Consider the following 20,775-nt stretch of genomic DNA (forward strand, 5'->3'; position numbering starts at 1 on the left):
TATGAAATCATGGTTTGAAGAACATTTTCAAGAAGATTACCTGCGTATTTATGACCATAGAGACGAAGAAAAAGCAGCAAATGAACTAACTCATATTATGAAATATCTACCGCTTGAAAGAGGGATGAAAGCGATAGATTTATGCTGCGGAAACGGCAGACATGCAAGGTGGCTGGCAAGAAAAGGGCTGCATGTAACCGGTATAGATTTGTCACCAGCTCTATTAAAAAAAGCCATCGATTTAACCTCAGGCCTTCCCGTTCATTATCAGAGAGCAGATATTAGGGATGTGCCTTTGCTGCAGGAGTTTGACGCTGCCTTTAACTTGTTTACGAGTTTTGGATATTTTTCGGATGATGCAGAAAATGAACTTGTATTTACTCGAGCAGCAGAAGCATTGAAAAGCGGGGGCTGGTTTTGTTTCGATTATTTAAACCCTGCTTATGTTAAAAATACACTCGTTCCAAAAGATGAATCCATGAAAGATGGTCTGCACGTTATCCAAGAACGTGAAATCTCACCAGAGTTTGTTTTTAAGCGAATTACAATAAAAGAAGACGACACAAAAAGAGAATATCAGGAAAGTGTTAAGTTATACGAACAGGCGGCTTTAAAAAAAATGCTTGAAAGAAACGATTTTAACGTTTTGCACCTGTTTGGAGATTATGATGCTTCTTCTTATCATAGTGAGAATTCACCTAGACAAATTTTCATATGTCAAAAAAATTAATTAAAAATATATTTCATATGAAGTTTTTTTATGTATAATTAAAAAAGACTGTAAAATAAAATAAACGTATGCTAAAGGTCATACATGAAAATGTATGTTAAAAGGGAAGCCCGGTGTAAATCCGGCACGGTCCCGCCACTGTAATCGCACATTTGAATTTGTTCTTTATGCCACTGTCTAAAAGATGGACGGGAAGGCGAACATTTTCGCGTAAGTCAGGAGACCTGCCTTTAGCACGGTGATGAACCTTCGAGGAAAAGGTGCGGCCGAATGACTGATCTGTGCTGGTTACAGTAACATCAAGAACATTCCGCTCTCCTCTTCGAAGGGGAGTTTTTTTAGTATCCAATTACATATATACAAGGGGGAAATATTATGAAAAGGTGGATAGGATTCATTTTTACTTCTTTTAGTATTTTATTTTTGTCAGCTTGCGGGACGAGTGAAGAAAGTTCTTCTTCTGATATGAACGAAGAAAATGAACAAGAAGAGCAATCAGCTGGAGAATTTCCGATCGAGGTAACAGATGGCAGAGGTGAAGAAGTAAGTATTGATGAAAAGCCTGAGCGTATCGTTAGTCTTGTTCCAAGTAATACAGAAATAGCATTCGCACTAGGGCTAGGTGATGAAATCGTTGGGGTAACAGATTATTGCAATTACCCAGAAGAAGCAACAGAAAAGCAAAGTGTCGGAGATATGGATTTTGATGTGGAAACTCTTCTTTCTTTAGAGCCGGACCTCGTTTTAGCTCACGCTTCTTCGGCTCATGGTTCAGAAGAAGGCTTAAAGCAGATAGAAGAAGCTGGTATTGATGTATTAATCGTAAATGACGCTTCTTCATTTGAAGATGCGTATGGTTCCATCGAAATGATTGCACAAGCTACCGGAACAGAAGAAGAAGCAGAAACGATTATTTCAGATATGAAAGAGGATATCATAGAAATTGAAGAACAGGCAGAAAGTATAACGGAGGATGAGCGCAAAACGGTTTGGGTAGAAATACAGCCGCCTCCTGAAATCTTTACTACGGGACAAGGAACTTTTATAAATGAAATGCTCGAAACGATTAATGCAGAAAACGCAGCTGGAGAGGAAGAAGGCTGGATTCAATATAGTGAAGAAGAGGCAGTTGCGCTTAATCCAGAGGTTATTATAACCACGTACGGACATTATGTAGATGATCCATCAGCTGAAATCAAAGAAAGAGCTGGATGGGAACAGGTGCCTGCTATTGAAAACGATGATATTCATGATATAGACAATGATACTGTAAGTCGTCCTGGTCCGCGGCTGACTGAAGGTACTGAACAATTAGCTGAGCTGGTATATCCAGATGAATTCTCAAACTAGTAAAGCGATCCTTTGTTATTTAATCGGGGCAGTATTTCTTTTCGTTTGTATTAGCATTGGTATTTCAGCGGGCAGTTTATCGATTCCTTTTCTAACGAGTGCGGAAGTTTTATGGCGTTCGCTATGGAATTTGGATATGCCTGTCACAATAAACGAAACACATGCAACGATTATATGGAATATACGGCTGCCGCGCGTATTATTAGCTGCTCTAGTTGGCTCATCTCTAGCTTTAGCTGGAGCGGCATTTCAAGGTTTGTTAAAAAATCCTCTCGCAGATCCATATACACTTGGTGTATCGTCAGGGGCTGCTTTAGGAGCTGTTTTCGTATTATTTTTAGGGTTGTCGATTCCGCTTTTAGGCAGCTTTACTTTACCTGTAGTCAGTATACTTACTGGTTTTCTAACCTTGTTTTTCTTATTGGGTTTTGTACGTTTTATAGAAAAATCATTAACAACAGAAACCATTATATTAGCAGGTATCATTGTTAGTTCATTTTTAGGATCACTGATTTCGCTTTTAATTGCTTTAACAGAGGATGAGTTAAGGCAGATTATATCTTGGCTTATGGGCAGTGTAGCCATGAGAGGCTGGGACTATATATGGTTAAATGTCCCTTTTTTTGTATTAGGAGCAGGTTTGTTGTTCGCAAATAGAAAAGAGTTGAATGCGTTAGTGTTTGGAGAAGAAACGGCAAAAACGTTAGGCGTAGATACGGATAAACGCAGAATGACTATTCTAGCTGGTGCTTCTCTTTTAACCGGGGCAGCCGTTTCTGTGTCTGGAACAATTGGGTTTGTTGGACTAGTCATTCCTCACCTGGTTCGGCTTTTATTTGGCCCCGACCATCGGCTGCTTTTGCCAATGTCAATCTTTACGGGGGGAGGGTTTCTCGTCTTAACTGATTTAGCAGCCCGAACTATAATTTCTCCGAAAGAACTGCCTATTGGGGTTATAACGGCAATTATCGGGGCGCCAATATTCGGAATTCTTTTGTTTCAGCAGCGACTCAAAAGGATGAAATAATCAAATACCGCGGGGTGATGAGTTGCTCGAGTTAAAAGGTGTAGCTGGCGGCTACGGATCTGTTCCAGTAGTAAAGAATGTTAATTTTCAAGTGAATGCTGGTGAAATATTGGGAATTATCGGCCCTAATGGAAGCGGGAAATCAACATTATTAAAATTCATCTATGGATTTCTTCAGCCAGAAAAAGGTCAGATAGTGATTGATGATCAACCTCTTACCAGCTATTCTCAAAAGAACTTAGCCAAAAAGATTGCTGTTCTTCCTCAACAGACAGATAGTGCTTTTTCTTATACGGTAAGACAGGTAGTTGAGCTTGGAAGATATCCTCATCAAACCGGCTGGTTTTCTTCTAACAGTGAAAAAGATGAAAAAGTAGTCAATAAAGCTATGAACGATACCGGGGTTTTTTCATTTGCTGACCAGCCCATTGATAGTTTAAGCGGAGGAGAAAAGCAAAGAGTGCTGTTAGCCAGGGCTTTGGCGCAAGAACCTGATATTTTACTTTTAGATGAACCAACCAACCATTTGGATATCTCCTATCAGCTCAGTTTACTTGATACGTTAAAAGATTGGACCAATTCAAAACAATTAACAGTAATAGCTGTACTGCATGACCTAAACATGGCAGCCATGTACAGTCATCGGATTCTTCTGATGGACCAGGGACAGCAAATAGCACTTGATAAACCATCGTATGTCTTGGAAAAGACAGTATTAGAGAAAGTTTACGACGCCCATCTGCAAAGAAAAGAGCATCCTTCCGTTCCGAGTCCGCTCATTACCTTAGAACCTTCTGACAGATCATTTGAACAGCCATCGGATTTACTTAATACGTTGACCTTTGATGAAACAGAAGAGAGAGTTTGCATTTCTTCTCGGTTTTATTGGAAAACTTTATCATCAGCAGTTATTGGAGCAGGATTTGGCTGGCATCGATTTTTTGTTAACCGGCACGTCGATAAAGACTATGATTGTGATAATCCACAAGAAGAGTACGGTGCTTATCTTCAAAATATTTCTTTGGAAACCGCCGATACTGTGGGAATGATGACGGCTGCTTTATTGAAAGACGGCTCATTCATACGTTTGAAAGATTCGGAAGGGGATGTTCTTGTCTACGCTACTGCCGGCACTTCTAATGCTGTTGACGTCTCTAAAGCATATGAAAATGCAGTCCAGTCTTTTACAATCGGCACGATTAATATTTGGATATTTATTGATGGTAAACTAACCGAGGCTGCATACGCTCAAGTTATGATGACAGCAACAGAAGCTAAATCAAAAGCTTTGCTAGATCATAAAATCATCGATAATCACACTAGAACACTTGCTACAGGTACGTCTACAGATAGTATGTTAGTAGCTGCTGTTCACAGTGGCAAAGAATATATGTATGGGGGTACAGCATCTCCTCTCGGGAAGAAAATCGGTAAAGCTGTGTATGATGCAGTTGCAGAAACATTAGAAAAATATAATCAAAGAAAGAATGAGAATGAAGAATGGGAATAATTGCTGCCCACCTTCTCGCCATTACTATTTCATATCTACTAGACAAATTATTTGGGGACCCGCACTTTTCATTTCATCCGGTAGTATTAATGGGACGGATGATTTCTTATATAGAGAAAAAATGGAATAAAGGGCGTTGTATTAAAGGAAAAGGTATTCTTGCTAGTCTTCTTCCGGCCATTTTATTGTTAGGTCTTTCTTATGTTTTAACGTTTGCAGCATATAAGTTTTCAATATGGACAGGTATTTTAACAGAAGCGCTTATCATATGGTTTATGATCGGCGGCACAAGTATGGTGAAAGAAGCCAAACTAATATACCGTTATTTATTGCAGGATGATTTAGCAAAAGCTAGAGAACAAACTGCGATGATTGTATCTAGAAATACACATCAAATGGATGATACACAAATTACTCGTTCTGTATTAGAAAGTACTGGAGAAAATATTGCAGATAGTGTGACAGCTCCGTTCTTTTATGCTTTCATCGGCGGTGCGCCGTTAGCTGTCTTTTATCGTTATATTAATACATCTGATGCGATGATTGGCTACACTTCCAAACGTTTTAAGCAATTTGGCTGGGCAGCTGCCCGGTCTGATGATGTTTTAAATTACATACCAGCAAGGCTGACTGCATTAGTGATGACGTTGACGGTTTGGAAAATAAAAGCATCTTCTTGGCGTGCGACACTATTAGTAATTAAACATTACGCTCCCTTACATGAAAGTCCAAACAGCGGGTACGGGGAAGCAGCAATGGCGGGAATTTTACATGTAAAACTTGGCGGGCCAACACCTTACCTGGATAAATGGGTAAAGCGTCCTCATTTTGGCAATGGAGATCGCTTTTTACATGCTGAGCTTATTAAAGAAGGATTAATAGTGTGGCACCTTTCTATTATTTATTTTATCAGTTTACTATGGATAACAGGAGGGTTTTATTATGTCTTGGCCTGAACACGGAGCGATGCCGGCGGCTCTTTCTGAACAACTGAGTCAAGCCCGATGCAGGAAAATAATAGATTTTAGTGTGAATACCAACCCTTTTGGACCTCCCGCTGATTTAAAAAGAAAACTAAAAGAATGGACAGGTACTATTTACCAGTATTCTGATCCCAGTCACCGCACATTAAGAGAACATATGGCGGAGAAAATCAGCTGCAAGCCTACTCAAGTGCTGCCTGGTAATGGAGGAGCAGAATTGATTTTTGCAGCAGCTAGACTTTTTGCTAATAAAAAAGTTGTTTTAATAGAACCGACTTTTACAGAATATAAACAAGCATTACAAGCAAATGGTGCAGACGTTGTTTCTTTTTACACAAAAGAAGAAACGAAATGGCAATGGTCATTTCAAGAGCTGCAGCCATTACTAGAAAAAGCAGATGGCATATGGTTTTGTCATCCGAACAATCCTACCGGAAGTATCTCTGCTGAAGAAGAAATAGTGCAGCTTTTAACATACTGCCGTGCCAATAATAAACTATTAGTAGTAGATGAGGCCTTTTATGATTTTCAACAAGATCCGTTTTTATTTCATCGTTATATAAAGGAAAATGATCCTATTATTCTACTTCGGTCTATGACAAAAATGTATGCCGTTCCAGGCTTAAGGCTTGGATATATGCTCGCTTCAGACAAATTAGTAGAAAAAGTAAATAACTATTTACCACCATGGAATGTGAACAGTATTGCTGAACAAGCAATGAACTATTTGCTGAATCAAGAAGCATTTGTGGGCCAAACGGTACATCGGATTCATAAAGAAAAAAAACGTGTCTTAAAAGAGTTACAGACTTTAAAAGAGATAGAAGTTTTCCCATCAGCGGTGAACTTTTATTTAATACGGCACATAAAAAACATGGATATGCGGCCTCTTTTAACGTTTTTAGCGCAAGAAGGAATTCATGCTAGACACACTTATCATTTTCCTGGATTAGATGGAAAATATCTTCGATTAGCAGTAAAAACAAAAAGTGAAAATGATCAATTACTACAAAGTCTTGCGAGGTGGAGTGGAGGATGCTGACTTTTGTGTGCGGTGGTGTAAGAAGCGGAAAAAGCAATTGGGGAGAAAAAGCTGCAGAAAAATTAAGACGAGCAGACGGAAAGCTTATATATTTAGCAACTGCGCAGCCAAGTGATGAGGAAATGAAAAATAGAATCCTCCTTCATCAAAGAGAACGACAAGCAAAATGTGCAGAATGGACCACCATAGAGCAGTCTGTGAAATTAGATGCCTGTGCAGACTTTTTAAGAAACCATGACATTCTTTTTTTGGATTGTTTAACGACCTGGCTAAGTAATGAAATGTTTATAGATTTTAACAGACAATTACAGCCAAAAGATATAAAACGTCGTATTATTGCAGCGGTAGCAGCCTTAGAGAGAGCCTGCAATCACGTCATTATTATTAGTAATGACTTGTTTCACGAACCTATCCCCCATGACAAACACGTGTACAGGTACATAAGGGTACTCGGAGAACTCCACCAATACTTTGTCCACCATGCAAAAACAGCAGTGAAAATGGAAGCAGGCAGACCAGTAGTGATGAAAGGGGAAGTTCTCAGATGAAAGGTTTAATCGTGTGGGGAACCACGTCAGATGCAGGCAAAAGTTATATTGTAACGGGATTGTGCCGCGCGCTGGCCAATCGCGGTTTAAAAGTTGCGCCTTTTAAAGGACAAAACATGTCAAACAATTCCTATGTTACATTATCCGGGCATGAAATCGGCAGATCACAAGGTTTGCAAGCAGAAGCAGCGAAAGTTGCTCCTACTGTACATATGAACCCTGTATTATTAAAACCTAGAAGTGACCGGAGCGCAGAAGTAATTGTACAAGGGAAGTCGCTAGGCAGTCCAGCTGCAGCTGAATACCGTAAAAGCTTTTTTGAAAAAGCGAAACAAGCTGTAGAAGATTCGTTAAATACTTTATCAAAAGATTATGACGTCATATTAATGGAGGGTGCAGGCAGTCCTGCAGAAGTTAATTTAATGGATAAAGACCTTGCAAACCTTGCAACGGCAGAAATGGCTAATGTTCCTGCCCTGCTTACTGGTGATATAGAAAGAGGCGGCATTTTTGCAAGTATTACAGGAACCCTTAATCTTCTGCCAAATATTCACAAACAAAGAGTCAAAGGGCTGATTGTTAATCGTTTTCGAGGAGATCCTGCTCTATTTCAAAACGGAATATCCTGGCTGGAGAGAAATACAGACATCCCCGTCCAAGGTGTTCTGCCCACTCTAGACATCAGAATGGAACAAGAAGATTCCCTATCATTTGCTGTTCTTAATAAAATTAACAGTTCTAGAAAGCTAAACATCGATATCGCTGTTATTGCCATGCCTTATGTATCAAATTATACTGATTTAGAACCATTTGCTGCAGAGCAAGATGTATCCGTTCGTATTGTGAAAGAAGCTGGCGAATTCGGTTCACCTGATGCCGTTATCATACCAGGTACAAGAAGTACCATTCATGATTATGAACACTTGCATAGCAAAGGAATTTTAGAAAAAATCCTTGAACATAAAGATGATACCTTCCTTGTTGGGATATGCGGCGGATTTCAAATGATGGGAGAACTGTTAATCGATAAATATGGGGCTGACACCGGGCATGAAGGGAAAACAGCCAAGGGGCTTGAAGTGTTTCCCATGCGTACAACTTTTATGGAAACGAAAAAAACGACTCAATGGAAAGGAACTTTTCAAGAAAACGGGAAAAATATAGCATTAACAGGTTTTGAAATACACACAGGAATAGAAGAAGTCGATTACGGAGAAGAATGGCAGCCGCTTTTTAATGATGAAAATAATAATCCAGAAGGTTTAATCTCATCCGATAAAAAATGTTTCGGCACTTATGTACATCATGTTTTTCATAACGATAACTGGCGGAATTGGTGGCTTAATCTTCTTAGACGAAGGAAAGGACTAAAAAATATGCCAGTAGTTCATTATTCTGCCAATAAAGATAAAAGACTGGATGCTTTGGGAGAAGCAGTGGAATCTCATCTTGATGTGAGCAGCATTATTCGAATAATGGAAAAGGGATTGTCATGAAAGAAAAAGCCCATCTCATGCTGCAAGGTTTTCAGATGGCGATCGCTTTCCTCACTGTGTTTCCTTCAAAAAATGGGGTTTGGAAAGAATCTGCTGCACGTTTTTCGATTTTCTTTTTTCCGGTATGCGGATTATTCATAGGTGCTGCCGCTGTGTTTGTCATTTACGTACTGCTTGCTCCTTTTGCATTGCCCAATTACATTATCGCATTCTTTATAGTTGCTGCACTGTTAGTGATGCATGGAGGACTGCACCTTGATGGCTGGATGGACGTTAGTGATGCGGCAGCTTCTTGGCAGAATATAGAAAAAAAATTAGAAATTATGAAAGACAGCAGAACGGGATCTGCTGCTGTCTGGACAACGATCTTATTACTTGGCGGCCGATTTCTATTTGTTTTATTTGTCCTTCAAACGGATGTTTTGGCCGTATGGTTCCTTCTATTCCTTATTCCTGTTTTAACTCGCACCGCAATGGGACATTTAATTATTGCAGCCCCGCTTGCTAAAAGTAATGGTCTGGCTTCTTGGTTCAGAAAGGAATCTAAAAAGCATGATACTTGGATTGTTATCTTCATATGCGCATTTTTGATAAGTTTTCTATTCATACTTCAACCTGAATTTATCAAGGCTGGGTTGTTTATTACAGCAATAGTTATAGCTGTATACTGGCTTGCACGCTATTTATTTTTCTCTATGTTTGGAGGCATTAATGGTGATATGGCTGGAGCTCTATGTGAGGGGATGGAAACAGTAATATGGTTGAGCAGCGCATTGTATATCTCTTACGTCATGGTATGACACACAGTAATTTTCATAAACAATACTGCGGCTGGTCGAACCCTCCGTTATTAAAATCAGAGGCAGAACGATTGAAATGTAATGTACGTCGGGTATTTGTAGATGAGGTGTGGTGCAGCGATCTGTTAAGAGCAGTACAGACAGCAGAATTATTATTTCCCAACGCGTCGTTACGTAGTAAAAAAAGCTTAAGGGAAATACATTTTGGAGATTTTGAAGGAAAAACATATGAAGAATTGAAAGGGAGCAGTGCATATCAAGCTTGGCTGAAAGATTTTTTTCATAGCACTCCAAGAAATGGAGAAAATTTAGCGGCTTTTAGAAAACGTATTCAATATGGATGGGGAAAAATAACGAAAAGTGAACAAAAATCGATTGCCGTTGTCACGCATAGCGGGTGGATCAGAGAATGGTGCGGACTTTACTTCTCTGAGAGTAAAGCAGATTATTTATGGAATATACCTTATGGCGGGGGATTGGCCGCAAGATTTGAAATAAAAGGAGGGGATTGGCATTGTATTTCATTACAGGAGGTGCGTTTAACGGAAAAAAAAGATGGGTTTTAACGAATTACTCGTATGTTGTGAAAGATGACTGCAAATGGTATCACTGTTATACAGAAAAAAACAAACACATTATGAACCTGCCCTATTCAAAAGAAAGTACATTAGTGATAGAAGGAATAGAGAACAGTTTAGAAGAATATTTAAAGCATGGTCATTGTACAGCAAAAGATTTTTACGATAGATACTTATTAAGGTTAATAACGTGGGAACAGCAAGATGAGAAAAGAAAACTTATTATTATAGGTACGGATATGACAAAGGGAGTTGTACCAATGGATAAAGGTGCCAGGCATTTTCGAGATGAATTGGGCCGTCTTTATCAAAAGCTTGTTCAATTGTCTGATGACACCATTATTGTGTGGTTCGGACTGGGACAATCATTATCCTAGGGGAGGAATTATGATGAGACTATATACAAAAAGCGGCGACAAAGGCAAAACTAGCATAATAGGCGGAAGAAGAGATAAAGACCATATAAGAGTAGAAGCTTATGGGACGTGTGATGAATTAAATGCGTTTGTAGCAAAAGCATCGGCCGTGCTTGATAAAAATTTGTTTCCTGACATTCAGCCTGAATTAATTAAAATCCAGCATGAATTATTTGACTGCGGAAGTGATCTTGCCAATATTAAAAAAGATAGAGAATTTAAAGTCAAAGATGATATAATTACTTTTTTAGAAGAGCGTATTGATGAGTACATTAAAGAACCGCCAGAATTGGAACGTTTCATATTGCCAGGAGGTTCTTCTGAAGCAGCGGATTTGCATGTGTGCAGAACGGTGGCAAGAAGAGCAGAACGTGTAACAGCAGCGCTTATGAAAGAAGAAGAAATCAACAGTGAAGTATTCAAATATTTAAACCGGTTATCAGATTACTTTTTTGCAGCAGCGAGGGTGGTCAATTACCGTCTGAACGTAGCAGATGTGGAATATGAAAGAAGTGCTGTCGTATTTCGTTCACCTAAAAAAAAGAAAGAAGAATAGATTTACAAATTGTAAGCTTTCCCACCTATCGGGAAAGCTTTTCTCATCCGTGCTAATGAAATGAAAATAAAGTATAAAAAAACTGCGATCATAGGGACTCGGCGGCAAGCCGAGTTTTTCTAATGGCTAAAAAAGTATAAATATCAAATATTTTCTCATACTAACTGTGACTTTCAATTGGAAAGGAGCAGAGTATGAATTTTTTTAAGCGAAAAAAAAGTTTTCAAGCAGCTTCACCGAAATCAAAAAATTTATCGGAGTGGCTTTCTGCTCTTTCTGATGGAAATGAAGATTTTATGGAAGAAGTCATGGAAACACCATTTGGGAGTGTAAAGATTTTTTACTATACCACGCTTATTGATCATCAAAGGTTAAATGTTGATGTTTTGCAGCCCCTGAAAACAAATCCCTGGAGATCGTATAAAGACATCCAAAGTCATGTATATGTAGACGATACCGAAGTTACCAAAGACATTTCGACAACTAACGAAAAGCTGTTAGCAGGTTGTGCTGCTTGTCAGATTCCTGGCCGAAAAGAAGAAGTTTTATTAATAAATGCTCCGGCTGATGTACAAAGAGAGGTAAGTATTCCAGAAACTGAATTTAGTGTAATCGGTCCGCGGGAGGCTTTTGTAGAAAAACTAGAAACGAATATTTTCCTTATACGAAAACGGCTGCCTATTGAAGACTTGCGGATTCGAAAATTAAAAATAGGGACGTTGTCGAGCACAGAAACAGCTGTTTTTTATATAGATGGCATAGCTGATAAGGAAAATGTGAATACAGTAATCCAACGGATCAATGAAGTTAATTTTGACGATGTTTTAGGGGCTAATGCTTTGGCACAAATGATTCAGGACCACTCTTATACAGTATTTCCACAATTCGTCAATACAGAGAGACCAGATCGTGTGGCTGCTTCATTAGCGGAAGGTAAAATAGTGTTTATGTGTAACGGATCTCCAGAGGCCATTATTGGACCATCGACACTAGTTGAATTATTTTCTTCTCTTGAGGACTATTATCTTCCATGGCATATTGCATCTTTTGTACGTATGCTCCGTTTATTTTCTGTCGTTTTCTCTGTGCTTGCCACACCGATTTATGTATCCGTGCTTACATTCCATTACGAAATGATTCCAAAAGATTTACTGTCTACGTTAATAGCTTCTCGTAGTAATATTCCATTTCCGCCGTTGGTAGAAGCTTTGTTTTTGGAATTTACGATTGAGCTTTTAAGAGAAGCAGGTGCAAGACTGCCCACAAAAGTAGGCCAAACGATTGGTATTGTTGGCGGTATTGTGATTGGGCAGGCTTCTGTGGAAGCAGGTTTAACAAGTAATATTTTGTTAATTGTTGTAGCTCTTGCTGCACTTGCTTCTTTTACAACACCAGTTTACCAAATGGGTAACACAGTCCGTATTATAAGATTTCCATTTATCATTTTCTCGGCAATGTTCGGAGTAATAGGTATTGCTTTAATACTCGCTTTTGTCATTGCTCATTTAATTCGACTTGAATCATTAGGACGTCCTTATTTAGCCCCTTTTTATCCGCTGCGTTTTACAGATTGGAAAGATACATTTGTACGGCTGCCTTATAATATGTTTCAGCAGCGTCCGCAGCAAATGAGCCCAGAATCAAAAGTAAGAATAAAAGCTTCAAAAAAGCGGAGAAAGAAAGATATTGATGAATGATAAGTAGAAATAAAAGGAGGAACAGAAAATGCATTCGAAAGTAAAAGAGCAATTTCAAGTTTCTCCTCCTATGTTGTTTTTTTTGATACATGCTATGCAGATTGGTGTAGGGATGCTTGGTTTTCAACGAATAGTTGCTAAATACAGCGGCTACGATAGCTGGATAGCAGTACTTATTGCAGGAATAATAATATCCATGCTTATAAGCATGGTGTATTTTGTATTAAAAACGAATCATAACGATATTATTGAAATTCACCGTAACCTTTTTGGCAAATGGGCAGGCGGAGTATTAAGCTTAATTATTATTCTGTACTTCTATGCACTTGGGATCCTTGTTTTAAGAACCTATATTGAAGTTATTCAAGTATGGGTGTTTGAAGACATGCCTACTTGGGTTTTAACATTATTGGCCGGTTGTTTTTTTTATTATGTGATTCAAGGCGGCTTTCGAACGGTAGCCGGCCTCTGTGTAGCAGGAGTTTTTATTCCTTCTATATTATTTTTTGTTTTATTAATGCCTCTTCAATATGCAGATTTTTTAAACTTTCTTCCGGTATGGAAGCATTCTTTGAAAAATATTTTTTTAGGTGTGAGGGAAACGACACTCACGTATTTAGGTTTTGAACTGCTGCTCTTATTTTATCCATTTATAAAAGACGGTCAGCGTTCTCAAAAATGGGCTCAGCTTGGCCACTGGGCTAGTGTATTTGTTTACACGCTGTTAATGATTGTTACACTGTCTTTTTTTAGTGAAGGTCAATTAAAGATGACAATATGGCCTACATTAACTCTTCTAAAAATTATTGAGTTTCCTTTTATAGAACGGTTTGAATATTTAGGGATATCGCTATGGCTTATTATCATTATCCCCAACATTGCAACAGCTTTTTGGGGAGCAAGCAGAGGTGTGAAGCGATTGTTTTCTATAAAACAACGTTATGTCATTATCGTTTTGATGATTGTGATGGCCTTTACCGTTCCACTGCTCGATAACCGCCAGGCTGTAAATACATTAAACAATGTTATCTCCCAAATTGGATTTTGGGTAATAGCAGCTTACATTCCATTCATATGCATTGTTCAATATATTGCTCAAAAAATGGGAAGGAAGCGGAGTTCATGAAAAAAAAGGTATTTATATCTTTATCCGTTCTTATTTTAATAACTGGATGTCTTGATACGCAAATCATCGATGAAATCCTGCTAATACAAACAGTAGGGATTGATAAGCATGAGGAACAGAAACTCAAATACTCGGTTACCTATCCATTTTTTTTAGAACAGGGTGAAGAAAGCACACTAAATATGGAGCAGATTTCTGTTATTTCTGAAACACCCGAAGAAGCACGCAGCCTTTTAAACACGAAGGCTCAGCAGCCGCTAAGATATGGTCAAGTAAGAGTTATTATGTTTGGAAAAGAAGTAGCAGAAGAAGGACTAGAGAAATACGTAAAATCTTTCTATCGTAATCCAAGAGTGGGCAGTAAAATTTTTTTATCGCTTACAGAAGGAAAAACAGAAGAAATTTTAAACCTGAAAGGGGAAGAACAGCAGAGAATAGGTATGTATTTTTCCGATCTTATTGAGCAGAATATTGAGTTTGAGAACATTCCTGAAACGAATATGCATCTTTTTTTGTTTGATTTGTACAGCGATGGCAAAGATGCCTTTTTGCCGTTAATAAAAAAAGTAGAAGGAGAGCCTAAGTTAATTGGTTCAGCATTATTTGATTTTGATCGTTATGTCGATCATATTGATATGAATCAGACCTACATTCTCAAGCAATTACAAGACGGAAGCGAAGGGGGGACAAACCAATTTATGGTTGAGTATAAAGGAGAAAAAGAATATGTAGTAATTGATAATGTGTTTACTGAAGTCCAGTATAAAGAAAAAAAGCGAACCCCCTATCCTGAGTATGATATTGAACTGCAAATTCAAGGGGAGATTACGGATAATACGGGTAATATAGACCTAAGTGATTCTAATCAAGTTGCAATAATAGAGCAGTCCGTAGGGAAGCAAATCAAAACAGAAAGTGAAAAATTAATAAAAAGGTTTCAGGAATTAAAAATAGATCCTTTAGGGTTTGGTGAAAAATATAGAAGCAAGACAAGAAATTGGAAACCAAATGAATGGAAGGAAAACATTTATCCTAAAACAAAATCAAATGTAAAAGTTGACTTAGAAATTTTACAATCTGGAGCCATTGAGTAATGGACACTCATACGAATGAGTTACACATAAGTAATACAAGCTTTCATATAGTAAATATGTGATGTTTTATAAGTGGAGGCAGGTATGAATTATATGAGACGGTTTGTTATTGTAGGGATTTTTTCTGTTGTTCTGTTTTTGATTTACTTATTTATTGGTGTATCAGCCACATATGCAAGGGAAGGTGAATATATTTGGCCGGTACATGGGGAAATAAGTGATACATTTGGTACAAGAGACGGAACACATTACGGAATTGATATAGCTGCAGAGAAGGGTACAAAAGTGTATGCTGTAAAAAAAGGTGAAATAGTAAAATCCTATTTTTCCTCTTCATACGGCAACGTCATTATTGTCGGGCATAAAGATAATGAGGAGACGTTGTATGCACACTTAGATAAAAGGTTAAAAGAAAAAGGAGATTTAGTTAACCAAGGTGAAGTGATCGGGACATTAGGCAATACTGGACACTCCACGGGACCACACTTGCATTTTGAGTTACATGAAAAAGAATGGAGAGAAGATAAAAAGTTTGCAGAAGATCCTTTAACGGTGTTAAATACTGCTTCGTTAAGGGAAAGTAAACATTCGACTGAAGTCAGGTCATATGATACCAATAGAAAGGGGAGCTCCGGTGAAATAAAGTATAAAGTTCACTCTGGTGATACGCTTTGGGAAATAGCAAAACAACACGGTACTTCTGTTGAAGTTTTGATGGAGTCAAATAAACTTAATGATTCTGTTATTGAAACAGGACAATTATTAATCCTGCCTTAAACGTATACAGCAAAAAATATGATAAAATGATAGAAGCATAAGATAAAGGAAGATAAAACAATGAATTATCAGACAAACCAAGCCATTTATATTGATACGTCCTTTTTGCTTTGGCTTAATAAACAGAGTGACGGGCATCAGGAAGAATGGATGCTTGACGGATTTTTGTTTGTGTTAAAAAAATTAACATTACACCAGCAAATCAGGCTGGATCGCGATGGACATCTGCACCGGCGTTTTTGGAAAGGAATGGAACAAGTTTTTCAAAGACAGTTATTAACGAAAAGTAAAAAACCAAAAGATGTGTTTTATTATCAATTTATTGAGATGATTGCTGTCAAAGAGGGATGGATAAAAAAAGGGAGCCATTATGCTTCTATTACATACCACGGACGTGAGTTTTTAGATTTGCCAAGACGAACGCAATGGAATCATATTCTTAGATACATATGGCCTGAAAAATAAAAGAATCCCTATGTGTAAATGCATAGGGATTCTTTTATTATTTATACCTCAATTTTGTCTGCATGTTTAATTTCGTCAATAGATGTTAAATCAGCCAGTACCTCTTCATTCGCTTCTTTATCAACAGCAAGCATCATAATGGCGTCTCCACCTTCTTCTTTACGGCCTACCTGCATTGTCGCGATGTTCACTTGATGTTTTCCAAGAAGCTGCCCCATTTTACCGATTACCCCAGGTTTATCCGTATGTTTAATATAAATTAAATGCCCTGTTGGATAAAAGTCGACATTAAAATCATTAATACGAACAATTCTTGGTCCATATTCTTTCACATACGTTCCGTGGATAGTAAATGTCCGATTTTCACCTTGTACTGTAGCTTGAACTAAATTTGAATAGCCTAGATCGTTCGTCTGATGTTTTTCTCCGTACGTAATTCCACGCTCTTTAGCAATTAAAGATGCATTTACATCGTTTACCGGAGCATCAATACGGCTTTGTAAAAAGCCTGCAATCAAGGAGCGGCTAAGCACGGATGTCTCTAATTCTGTAACTTCACCGCTATAATGAACATCAATATCTTGCACTGGGCCTTTCATGCTTTGAGATAAGATATGTCCCATCTTTTTTGAAAGCTCATAATAAGGCTTAAGTGTTTCAAATTTCTCTTTAGACATAGCGGGAAGATTTATGGAATTTAAAGCCGGCATCCCTTTTAAAAACTGCAGTACTTCTTCAGAAACTTGAGCGGCAACGTTTAATTGTGCTTCTTTTGTAGACGCAGCGATGTGCGGTGTAGAGATAACTTGCTCAAAATTCAACAGCTCATTGTTTTGGGCAGGCTCTTCCTCAAATACATCGAGGGCTGCTCCAGCAACATGGCCATTTTCAAGATAGTGTTTTAAAGCTTCCTCATCAATGATCCCGCCGCGCGCGCAGTTAATGAGAAAGACACCTTTTTTCGTTTTATTGATGTTTTCCATTCCAAGTAAACCTTTTGTATCTTTTGTCAGCGGTGTATGAACTGTAATAATGTCAGCTTCAGCAAATAATTCTTCAAGCTCGGCGAGGCGAACACCAGATTTTTCAGCTCGTTCTTTTGTTAGAAATGGATCATATACTACTGTGGACATGTCAAAACCGCGTGCACGCTTTGCAAGTTCGGAACCAATCCGGCCAAAACCGACAATACCAAGAGTTTTTCCGCGAAGTTCTGTTCCTTGAAAAGCCTTTCTGTTCCATTCCCCACCTTTAATAGAGGCATTAGCTTGAGGTACTTTTCTTGCAAGGGAAATGATCATAGCAAACGTATGCTCAGCTGTGGAGATTGTGTTACCATCTGGAGCGTTAATGACAACGATCCCGCGCTTTGTTGCAGTATCAATATCAATATTGTCAACGCCAACCCCTGCACGTGCAATGATTTTTAAACGGTCCATTTTGTCCATTAACTCAGCTGTTACGGTTGTACCGCTTCTTACGAGGAGCGCATCATACTCTGCAAGGTCGTTTGTTTCATCTACATTCTGCTGTACACATTCCATGTTCTCATTTTTTAATAACGGTGCAAGACCTTCTTCGCTCATGGGATCAGATACGAGAACCCGATAAGCCCCATTGATGGTTTTCTCCTCTGCTTTCTCTGCTACTGGCTGTTGAATCATCTAACTCCCCACTCCTTTTTTGTATCTAAAATATGTAAACCAAGTTCCAAAACACTTCACTTTTTTTATCCAAAGTGTGTGAGTATGGTTCCCGGTTTATTCGCTTTGTGTTGAAAGCGCTGTAATGTAAAAAAACTTCCACCCACACGAATATTTTCGTGAGGGGCGGAAGTTTCCGCGGTACCACCCTCATTTTCAGAATCAAGCATTCTGACTCTCAGGGAGCTCCTGCTCCAAGATAACGGGTCATCCGTCCGCTTCTACTTTACTGTTCGAAGCAGCTGCTCAGAAGTGCTATCAGAAATGGATCATACCGGTTCCCAGCTATGCCGGCTCTCTGAAATGAAAAGCATTTCTTCATTCTTCCTCATTGCATTATCTATATACTTGTTCACTCTTGAAAGACAACTGTCTATCGATTACTTAGTTGTTTGCAATTTATCATATGTTAATGTAAATGTCAATTCTATTTAAGATAGAAAGACATATTAATGCAGTGAGTGTATAAATCAAAAAGGGGGACTGCAATGATTTCTTATCAAGTAAAAAAAGGAGATACTTTAGCAAAAGTTGCTTACAATAATAAAGTAAGAATAACAGATCTGCTTTTTTTTAATAGAGACATTTTATCAGAAATGGATTATATCAGCCCAGGTACTTATCTTCAAATACCTGAACCTGGGCCTGTCTCTCATATAATGGAAAAATCTGCTTGTTTTTATGAATATGGCTTTCGGGAACTTGAAAAAGATAGAGAGGTCTTGGCGGAAAGTTTTGTTTCAGAACAAATCGGTACGTCTAGACTGGGAAAACCGATATGGTTGTTTAAAGCAGGACAGGGGAAAAAGAAACTTTTTTTCTCGGGGACGTGGCATGGAAATGAATGGCTGAACACTTGGCTGTTAATGGAGTTTTTAAAAGTTTTGCAAAAAAAATTGAATAATAAAGAAAAGTGGTACGGAATAGATATAGATGGGTTGTTAGACCAAACAACTATTTACATTGTCCCATTAGTAAATCCAGATGGAGCCGAGTTAGTACAAGAAGGTCTTAACGGACAACACCAGTACTATAATGAAATATACAAAATAAACCAAGGATTTAATGTTTTTCATCATTGGTCTGCAAACGCTCTTGGTGTTGACTTAAATCACCAATGGCCAGCTGGCTGGAAAGAAGAAGCAGCTTCGAGTCCAAATTGTCCATTCCCACGGCATTACGGTGGCGAAGCTCCTTTAACGGAACCGGAAGCAAGAGCGGTTTACGAACTCACAATGAAAGAGGAATTTTCCTGTGTGCTGGCCTTTCATTCCCAAGGGGAAGAAATATATTGGGGATATCGTGAGATGGAACCGTCGATAAGCAGCAAACTGGCAGAAAGGCTGGCAGGAGCAAGTTCTTTCAAGGCTGTTCGAACAGCAGATAGTAAAGCAGGGTATAAAGACTGGTTCATAAAAGAATTTAAACGTCCGGGATTTACGATTGAGACAGGAGTAGGGCAAAACCCGCTTCCCTTAGAATCATCTGTAAGAATTTGGATAACAACGATACCTCTTATTTTAGAAAGTCTTACTTTTCCGGATTTTTCATAAAAAAAACGGACCCAATCAGAGGATCCGTTTTCTTCATAATTCTTATTTTTTATATCGTTCAAGGCAAGCATCGGTAAGTTCAGCTGCAGCTTGAGCATCTTCCCAGCTTCCGATTTCAGTCTTTTTGTTTTCTAAATCTTTATATGTTTTAAAGAAGTGAGCAATTTCTTCTAGTTTATGAGAAGGGACATCATTAATAGAATGAACATCTTTAAATCTTGGATCTTCAGTAGGTACAGCAAGCAGCTTTTGATCTTCTTCCCCATCATCAATCATATTTAGGTACCCTATAACACGTGCATCAATAACGCATCCCGGGAAAGTTGGGTTGGTAACAAGTACTAAAATGTCTAATGGGTCCCCATCAAGCGCAAGTGTTTCATCAATGTAGCCGTACTCTGCTGGATAAAACATGGAAGAAAAAAGGACACGGTCTAGTTTGTAAACCCCTTTTTCTTTATCAAATTCATATTTGTTTTGACTGCCAGTCGGAATTTCAATAATAGCTTCTACTACTTTATTTTCTGCAGCCATACGATTCGCCTCCTTTTTTATGTATAACAACACGGTTAAAATTATAGCAGGAAACAGCACAGATTAAAATCTAACAAAAGGAAAGTAAACAATATTGTATTAGAAAAACGTGGCTTATCCCAAGTTTAAATGGCGATATACTTTGATCCTTTAGTAAAGTTAAACTCCTAAAGGATAAAAAAACGCCGGAAGATCCCGGCGTTTTACATTCTATTCATATTTTAATGCATCACCATCAAATGGCTGTTCTGCAATTTTAATAGAATCGGTTGGGCAGCCCTCAAAGCCGTCCATCATATCTTCTTCGAGTTCTTCAGGAACTTCGACCGTTCCTGTGTTATCGTCAAGGATCACTTCTGCGAGTCCCTCATCATCATAATCATAAATATCGGGTGCTGCAGCCCCGCATGCTCCGCAGGCGATGCATGTATCTTTATCTACGATAGTATATTTTGGCATGAAAAAACCTCCTGAAGAATCATTTAATATCCATAACAGTGATAAAGGCCGGCATGTAAAATGGACTATATAACACTGTAAGGAAAATATAAAATGTTATTAATAAACAATATAAGGGAAACCACGGCCATTCGCTGTAACTCGGAGGCACGCCGAGTTTTTCTAAAGATGTTTCCTAAACCGAGTTTCTTTAATGTCTATTTCATATTGTATGCTTTCATGATAAACTTTTCAACAGAAAAACAGTAAATTCGAGCCTGATCCCAGAATGAAAACGCTGTTATTTCAAGGTCTTTGATAGATTCCTACTATGAATTTGGAGGCTGGGATT

General features: G+C 38.3%; 21 protein-coding genes, 1 riboswitch and 1 other annotated feature. Of the genes, 18 read left to right on the forward strand and 3 right to left on the reverse strand.

Features of this window, described 5'->3' with window-relative positions; genetic code table 11:
- Position 1 precedes the first annotated feature (1 nt).
- The 17 genes from CEF16_RS03060 (at position 2) to CEF16_RS03140 (ending at position 16,195) form a co-directional block, all read left to right on the forward strand.
- Positions 2–730, forward strand: coding sequence for a class I SAM-dependent methyltransferase (locus tag CEF16_RS03060; RefSeq protein WP_091579508.1), 729 nt, complete (start codon positions 2–4; stop codon positions 728–730).
- Positions 731–788: 58 nt separating this feature from the next.
- Positions 789–976: riboswitch (cobalamin riboswitch) on the forward strand.
- 129 nt (positions 977–1,105) lie between these two features.
- On the forward strand, positions 1,106–2,080 hold the full coding sequence (locus CEF16_RS03065) for an ABC transporter substrate-binding protein (protein ID WP_091579509.1): 975 nt from the start codon (positions 1,106–1,108) through the stop codon (positions 2,078–2,080).
- Complete coding sequence (locus CEF16_RS03070; protein WP_091579512.1) at positions 2,064–3,107, forward strand: FecCD family ABC transporter permease; 1,044 nt, start codon at positions 2,064–2,066, stop codon at positions 3,105–3,107. Before CEF16_RS03065 ends, CEF16_RS03070 begins: the two co-directional genes overlap by 17 nt.
- Positions 3,108–3,129: 22 nt before the next feature.
- Positions 3,130–4,617, forward strand: coding sequence for a heme ABC transporter ATP-binding protein (locus CEF16_RS03075; RefSeq protein ID WP_091579514.1), 1,488 nt, complete (start codon positions 3,130–3,132; stop codon positions 4,615–4,617).
- Positions 4,608–5,573 (forward strand): adenosylcobinamide-phosphate synthase CbiB, encoded by a 966-nt coding sequence (cbiB, locus tag CEF16_RS03080; protein ID WP_091579516.1) that lies wholly within the window; start codon positions 4,608–4,610, stop codon positions 5,571–5,573. Before CEF16_RS03075 ends, cbiB begins: the two co-directional genes overlap by 10 nt.
- Positions 5,560–6,642 carry a threonine-phosphate decarboxylase CobD gene (gene cobD, locus CEF16_RS03085; RefSeq protein WP_091579519.1) on the forward strand — a complete coding sequence of 361 codons (1,083 nt, stop codon included), beginning with the start codon at positions 5,560–5,562 and terminating at the stop codon, positions 6,640–6,642. The genes cbiB and cobD overlap by 14 nt, the downstream gene beginning before the upstream one ends.
- The gene (locus tag CEF16_RS03090; RefSeq protein ID WP_091579522.1) at positions 6,636–7,190 is read left to right on the forward strand and encodes a bifunctional adenosylcobinamide kinase/adenosylcobinamide-phosphate guanylyltransferase; all 555 of its coding nucleotides are present in this window, start codon (positions 6,636–6,638) and stop codon (positions 7,188–7,190) included. Before cobD ends, CEF16_RS03090 begins: the two co-directional genes overlap by 7 nt.
- Positions 7,187–8,686, forward strand: a complete 1,500-nt coding sequence (locus tag CEF16_RS03095; RefSeq protein WP_091579524.1) for a cobyric acid synthase — start codon at positions 7,187–7,189, stop codon at positions 8,684–8,686. Before CEF16_RS03090 ends, CEF16_RS03095 begins: the two co-directional genes overlap by 4 nt.
- Positions 8,683–9,486, forward strand: a complete 804-nt coding sequence (locus CEF16_RS03100; RefSeq protein WP_091579527.1) for an adenosylcobinamide-GDP ribazoletransferase — start codon at positions 8,683–8,685, stop codon at positions 9,484–9,486. The genes CEF16_RS03095 and CEF16_RS03100 overlap by 4 nt, the downstream gene beginning before the upstream one ends.
- Positions 9,444–10,052, forward strand: a complete 609-nt coding sequence (locus tag CEF16_RS03105) for a histidine phosphatase family protein (protein WP_091579529.1) — start codon at positions 9,444–9,446, stop codon at positions 10,050–10,052. Before CEF16_RS03100 ends, CEF16_RS03105 begins: the two co-directional genes overlap by 43 nt.
- On the forward strand, positions 10,001–10,441 hold the full coding sequence (locus tag CEF16_RS03110) for a bifunctional adenosylcobinamide kinase/adenosylcobinamide-phosphate guanylyltransferase (RefSeq protein WP_091579532.1): 441 nt from the start codon (positions 10,001–10,003) through the stop codon (positions 10,439–10,441). Before CEF16_RS03105 ends, CEF16_RS03110 begins: the two co-directional genes overlap by 52 nt.
- A 13-nt stretch (positions 10,442–10,454) precedes the next feature.
- Positions 10,455–11,036: a cob(I)yrinic acid a,c-diamide adenosyltransferase gene (locus CEF16_RS03115; protein WP_091579535.1), complete on the forward strand. Its 582-nt coding sequence runs from the start codon at positions 10,455–10,457 to the stop codon at positions 11,034–11,036.
- Between the two features lie 194 nt (positions 11,037–11,230).
- Complete coding sequence (locus CEF16_RS03120) at positions 11,231–12,733, forward strand: spore germination protein (RefSeq protein ID WP_091579537.1); 1,503 nt, start codon at positions 11,231–11,233, stop codon at positions 12,731–12,733.
- A 28-nt stretch (positions 12,734–12,761) separates the two neighbouring features.
- Positions 12,762–13,859 carry a GerAB/ArcD/ProY family transporter gene (locus tag CEF16_RS03125; RefSeq protein ID WP_091579540.1) on the forward strand — a complete coding sequence of 366 codons (1,098 nt, stop codon included), beginning with the start codon at positions 12,762–12,764 and terminating at the stop codon, positions 13,857–13,859.
- Entirely contained in the window at positions 13,856–14,953 is a 1,098-nt protein-coding gene (locus CEF16_RS03130; RefSeq protein WP_170031542.1) for a Ger(x)C family spore germination protein, read from the forward strand. Before CEF16_RS03125 ends, CEF16_RS03130 begins: the two co-directional genes overlap by 4 nt.
- Before the next feature lie 84 nt (positions 14,954–15,037).
- A complete protein-coding gene (locus tag CEF16_RS03135) occupies positions 15,038–15,730 on the forward strand; it encodes a peptidoglycan DD-metalloendopeptidase family protein (protein ID WP_091579545.1) in 693 nt (230 codons plus the stop codon).
- Between the two features lie 60 nt (positions 15,731–15,790).
- Positions 15,791–16,195 (forward strand): hypothetical protein, encoded by a 405-nt coding sequence (locus CEF16_RS03140; RefSeq protein ID WP_091579548.1) that lies wholly within the window; start codon positions 15,791–15,793, stop codon positions 16,193–16,195.
- Positions 16,196–16,236: 41 nt separating this feature from the next.
- On the opposite strand, the gene serA is transcribed toward CEF16_RS03140, so the two are convergent.
- Complete coding sequence (gene serA / locus CEF16_RS03145; RefSeq protein ID WP_091579551.1) at positions 16,237–17,859, reverse strand: phosphoglycerate dehydrogenase; 1,623 nt, start codon at positions 17,857–17,859, stop codon at positions 16,237–16,239.
- A gap of 158 nt (positions 17,860–18,017) precedes the next feature.
- Positions 18,018–18,239 (reverse strand) — a binding site (T-box leader).
- 147 nt (positions 18,240–18,386) lie between these two features.
- Here serA and CEF16_RS03150 point away from each other — a divergent pair.
- Positions 18,387–19,451 carry a M14 family metallopeptidase gene (locus tag CEF16_RS03150; protein ID WP_245917744.1) on the forward strand — a complete coding sequence of 355 codons (1,065 nt, stop codon included), beginning with the start codon at positions 18,387–18,389 and terminating at the stop codon, positions 19,449–19,451.
- Positions 19,452–19,493: 42 nt separating this feature from the next.
- Here CEF16_RS03150 and CEF16_RS03155 read toward each other — a convergent pair whose 3' ends face one another.
- On the reverse strand, positions 19,494–19,985 hold the full coding sequence (locus CEF16_RS03155) for an inorganic diphosphatase (RefSeq protein ID WP_091579553.1): 492 nt from the start codon (positions 19,983–19,985) through the stop codon (positions 19,494–19,496).
- 210 nt (positions 19,986–20,195) lie between these two features.
- Positions 20,196–20,444 (reverse strand): ferredoxin, encoded by a 249-nt coding sequence (locus CEF16_RS03160; RefSeq protein WP_091579556.1) that lies wholly within the window; start codon positions 20,442–20,444, stop codon positions 20,196–20,198.
- Positions 20,445–20,775 lie beyond the last annotated feature (331 nt).

It is taken from the genome of Alteribacillus bidgolensis (assembly GCF_002886255.1).
Lineage (GTDB): Bacteria > Bacillota > Bacilli > Bacillales > Marinococcaceae > Alteribacillus > Alteribacillus bidgolensis.

Excerpts from the sequence above, each read along its gene's own strand:
- CEF16_RS03060 (WP_091579508.1), top strand. The coding sequence starts at position 2 with ATGAAATCATGGTTTGAAGAACATTTTCAAGAAGATTACCTGCGTATT.
- CEF16_RS03065 (WP_091579509.1), top strand. The coding sequence starts at position 1,106 with ATGAAAAGGTGGATAGGATTCATTTTTACTTCTTTTAGTATTTTATTT.
- CEF16_RS03070 (WP_091579512.1), top strand. The coding sequence starts at position 2,064 with ATGAATTCTCAAACTAGTAAAGCGATCCTTTGTTATTTAATCGGGGCA.
- cbiB (WP_091579516.1), top strand. The coding sequence starts at position 4,608 with ATGGGAATAATTGCTGCCCACCTTCTCGCCATTACTATTTCATATCTA.
- cobD (WP_091579519.1), top strand. The coding sequence starts at position 5,560 with ATGTCTTGGCCTGAACACGGAGCGATGCCGGCGGCTCTTTCTGAACAA.
- CEF16_RS03090 (WP_091579522.1), top strand. The coding sequence starts at position 6,636 with ATGCTGACTTTTGTGTGCGGTGGTGTAAGAAGCGGAAAAAGCAATTGG.
- CEF16_RS03095 (WP_091579524.1), top strand. The coding sequence starts at position 7,187 with ATGAAAGGTTTAATCGTGTGGGGAACCACGTCAGATGCAGGCAAAAGT.
- CEF16_RS03100 (WP_091579527.1), top strand. The coding sequence starts at position 8,683 with ATGAAAGAAAAAGCCCATCTCATGCTGCAAGGTTTTCAGATGGCGATC.
- CEF16_RS03105 (WP_091579529.1), top strand. The coding sequence starts at position 9,444 with ATGGTTGAGCAGCGCATTGTATATCTCTTACGTCATGGTATGACACAC.
- CEF16_RS03115 (WP_091579535.1), top strand. The coding sequence starts at position 10,455 with ATGAGACTATATACAAAAAGCGGCGACAAAGGCAAAACTAGCATAATA.
- CEF16_RS03120 (WP_091579537.1), top strand. The coding sequence starts at position 11,231 with ATGAATTTTTTTAAGCGAAAAAAAAGTTTTCAAGCAGCTTCACCGAAA.
- CEF16_RS03125 (WP_091579540.1), top strand. The coding sequence starts at position 12,762 with ATGCATTCGAAAGTAAAAGAGCAATTTCAAGTTTCTCCTCCTATGTTG.
- CEF16_RS03130 (WP_170031542.1), top strand. The coding sequence starts at position 13,856 with ATGAAAAAAAAGGTATTTATATCTTTATCCGTTCTTATTTTAATAACT.
- CEF16_RS03135 (WP_091579545.1), top strand. The coding sequence starts at position 15,038 with ATGAATTATATGAGACGGTTTGTTATTGTAGGGATTTTTTCTGTTGTT.
- CEF16_RS03140 (WP_091579548.1), top strand. The coding sequence starts at position 15,791 with ATGAATTATCAGACAAACCAAGCCATTTATATTGATACGTCCTTTTTG.
- serA (WP_091579551.1), bottom strand. The coding sequence starts at position 17,859 with ATGATTCAACAGCCAGTAGCAGAGAAAGCAGAGGAGAAAACCATCAAT.
- CEF16_RS03150 (WP_245917744.1), top strand. The coding sequence starts at position 18,387 with ATGATTTCTTATCAAGTAAAAAAAGGAGATACTTTAGCAAAAGTTGCT.
- CEF16_RS03155 (WP_091579553.1), bottom strand. The coding sequence starts at position 19,985 with ATGGCTGCAGAAAATAAAGTAGTAGAAGCTATTATTGAAATTCCGACT.
- CEF16_RS03160 (WP_091579556.1), bottom strand. The coding sequence starts at position 20,444 with ATGCCAAAATATACTATCGTAGATAAAGATACATGCATCGCCTGCGGA.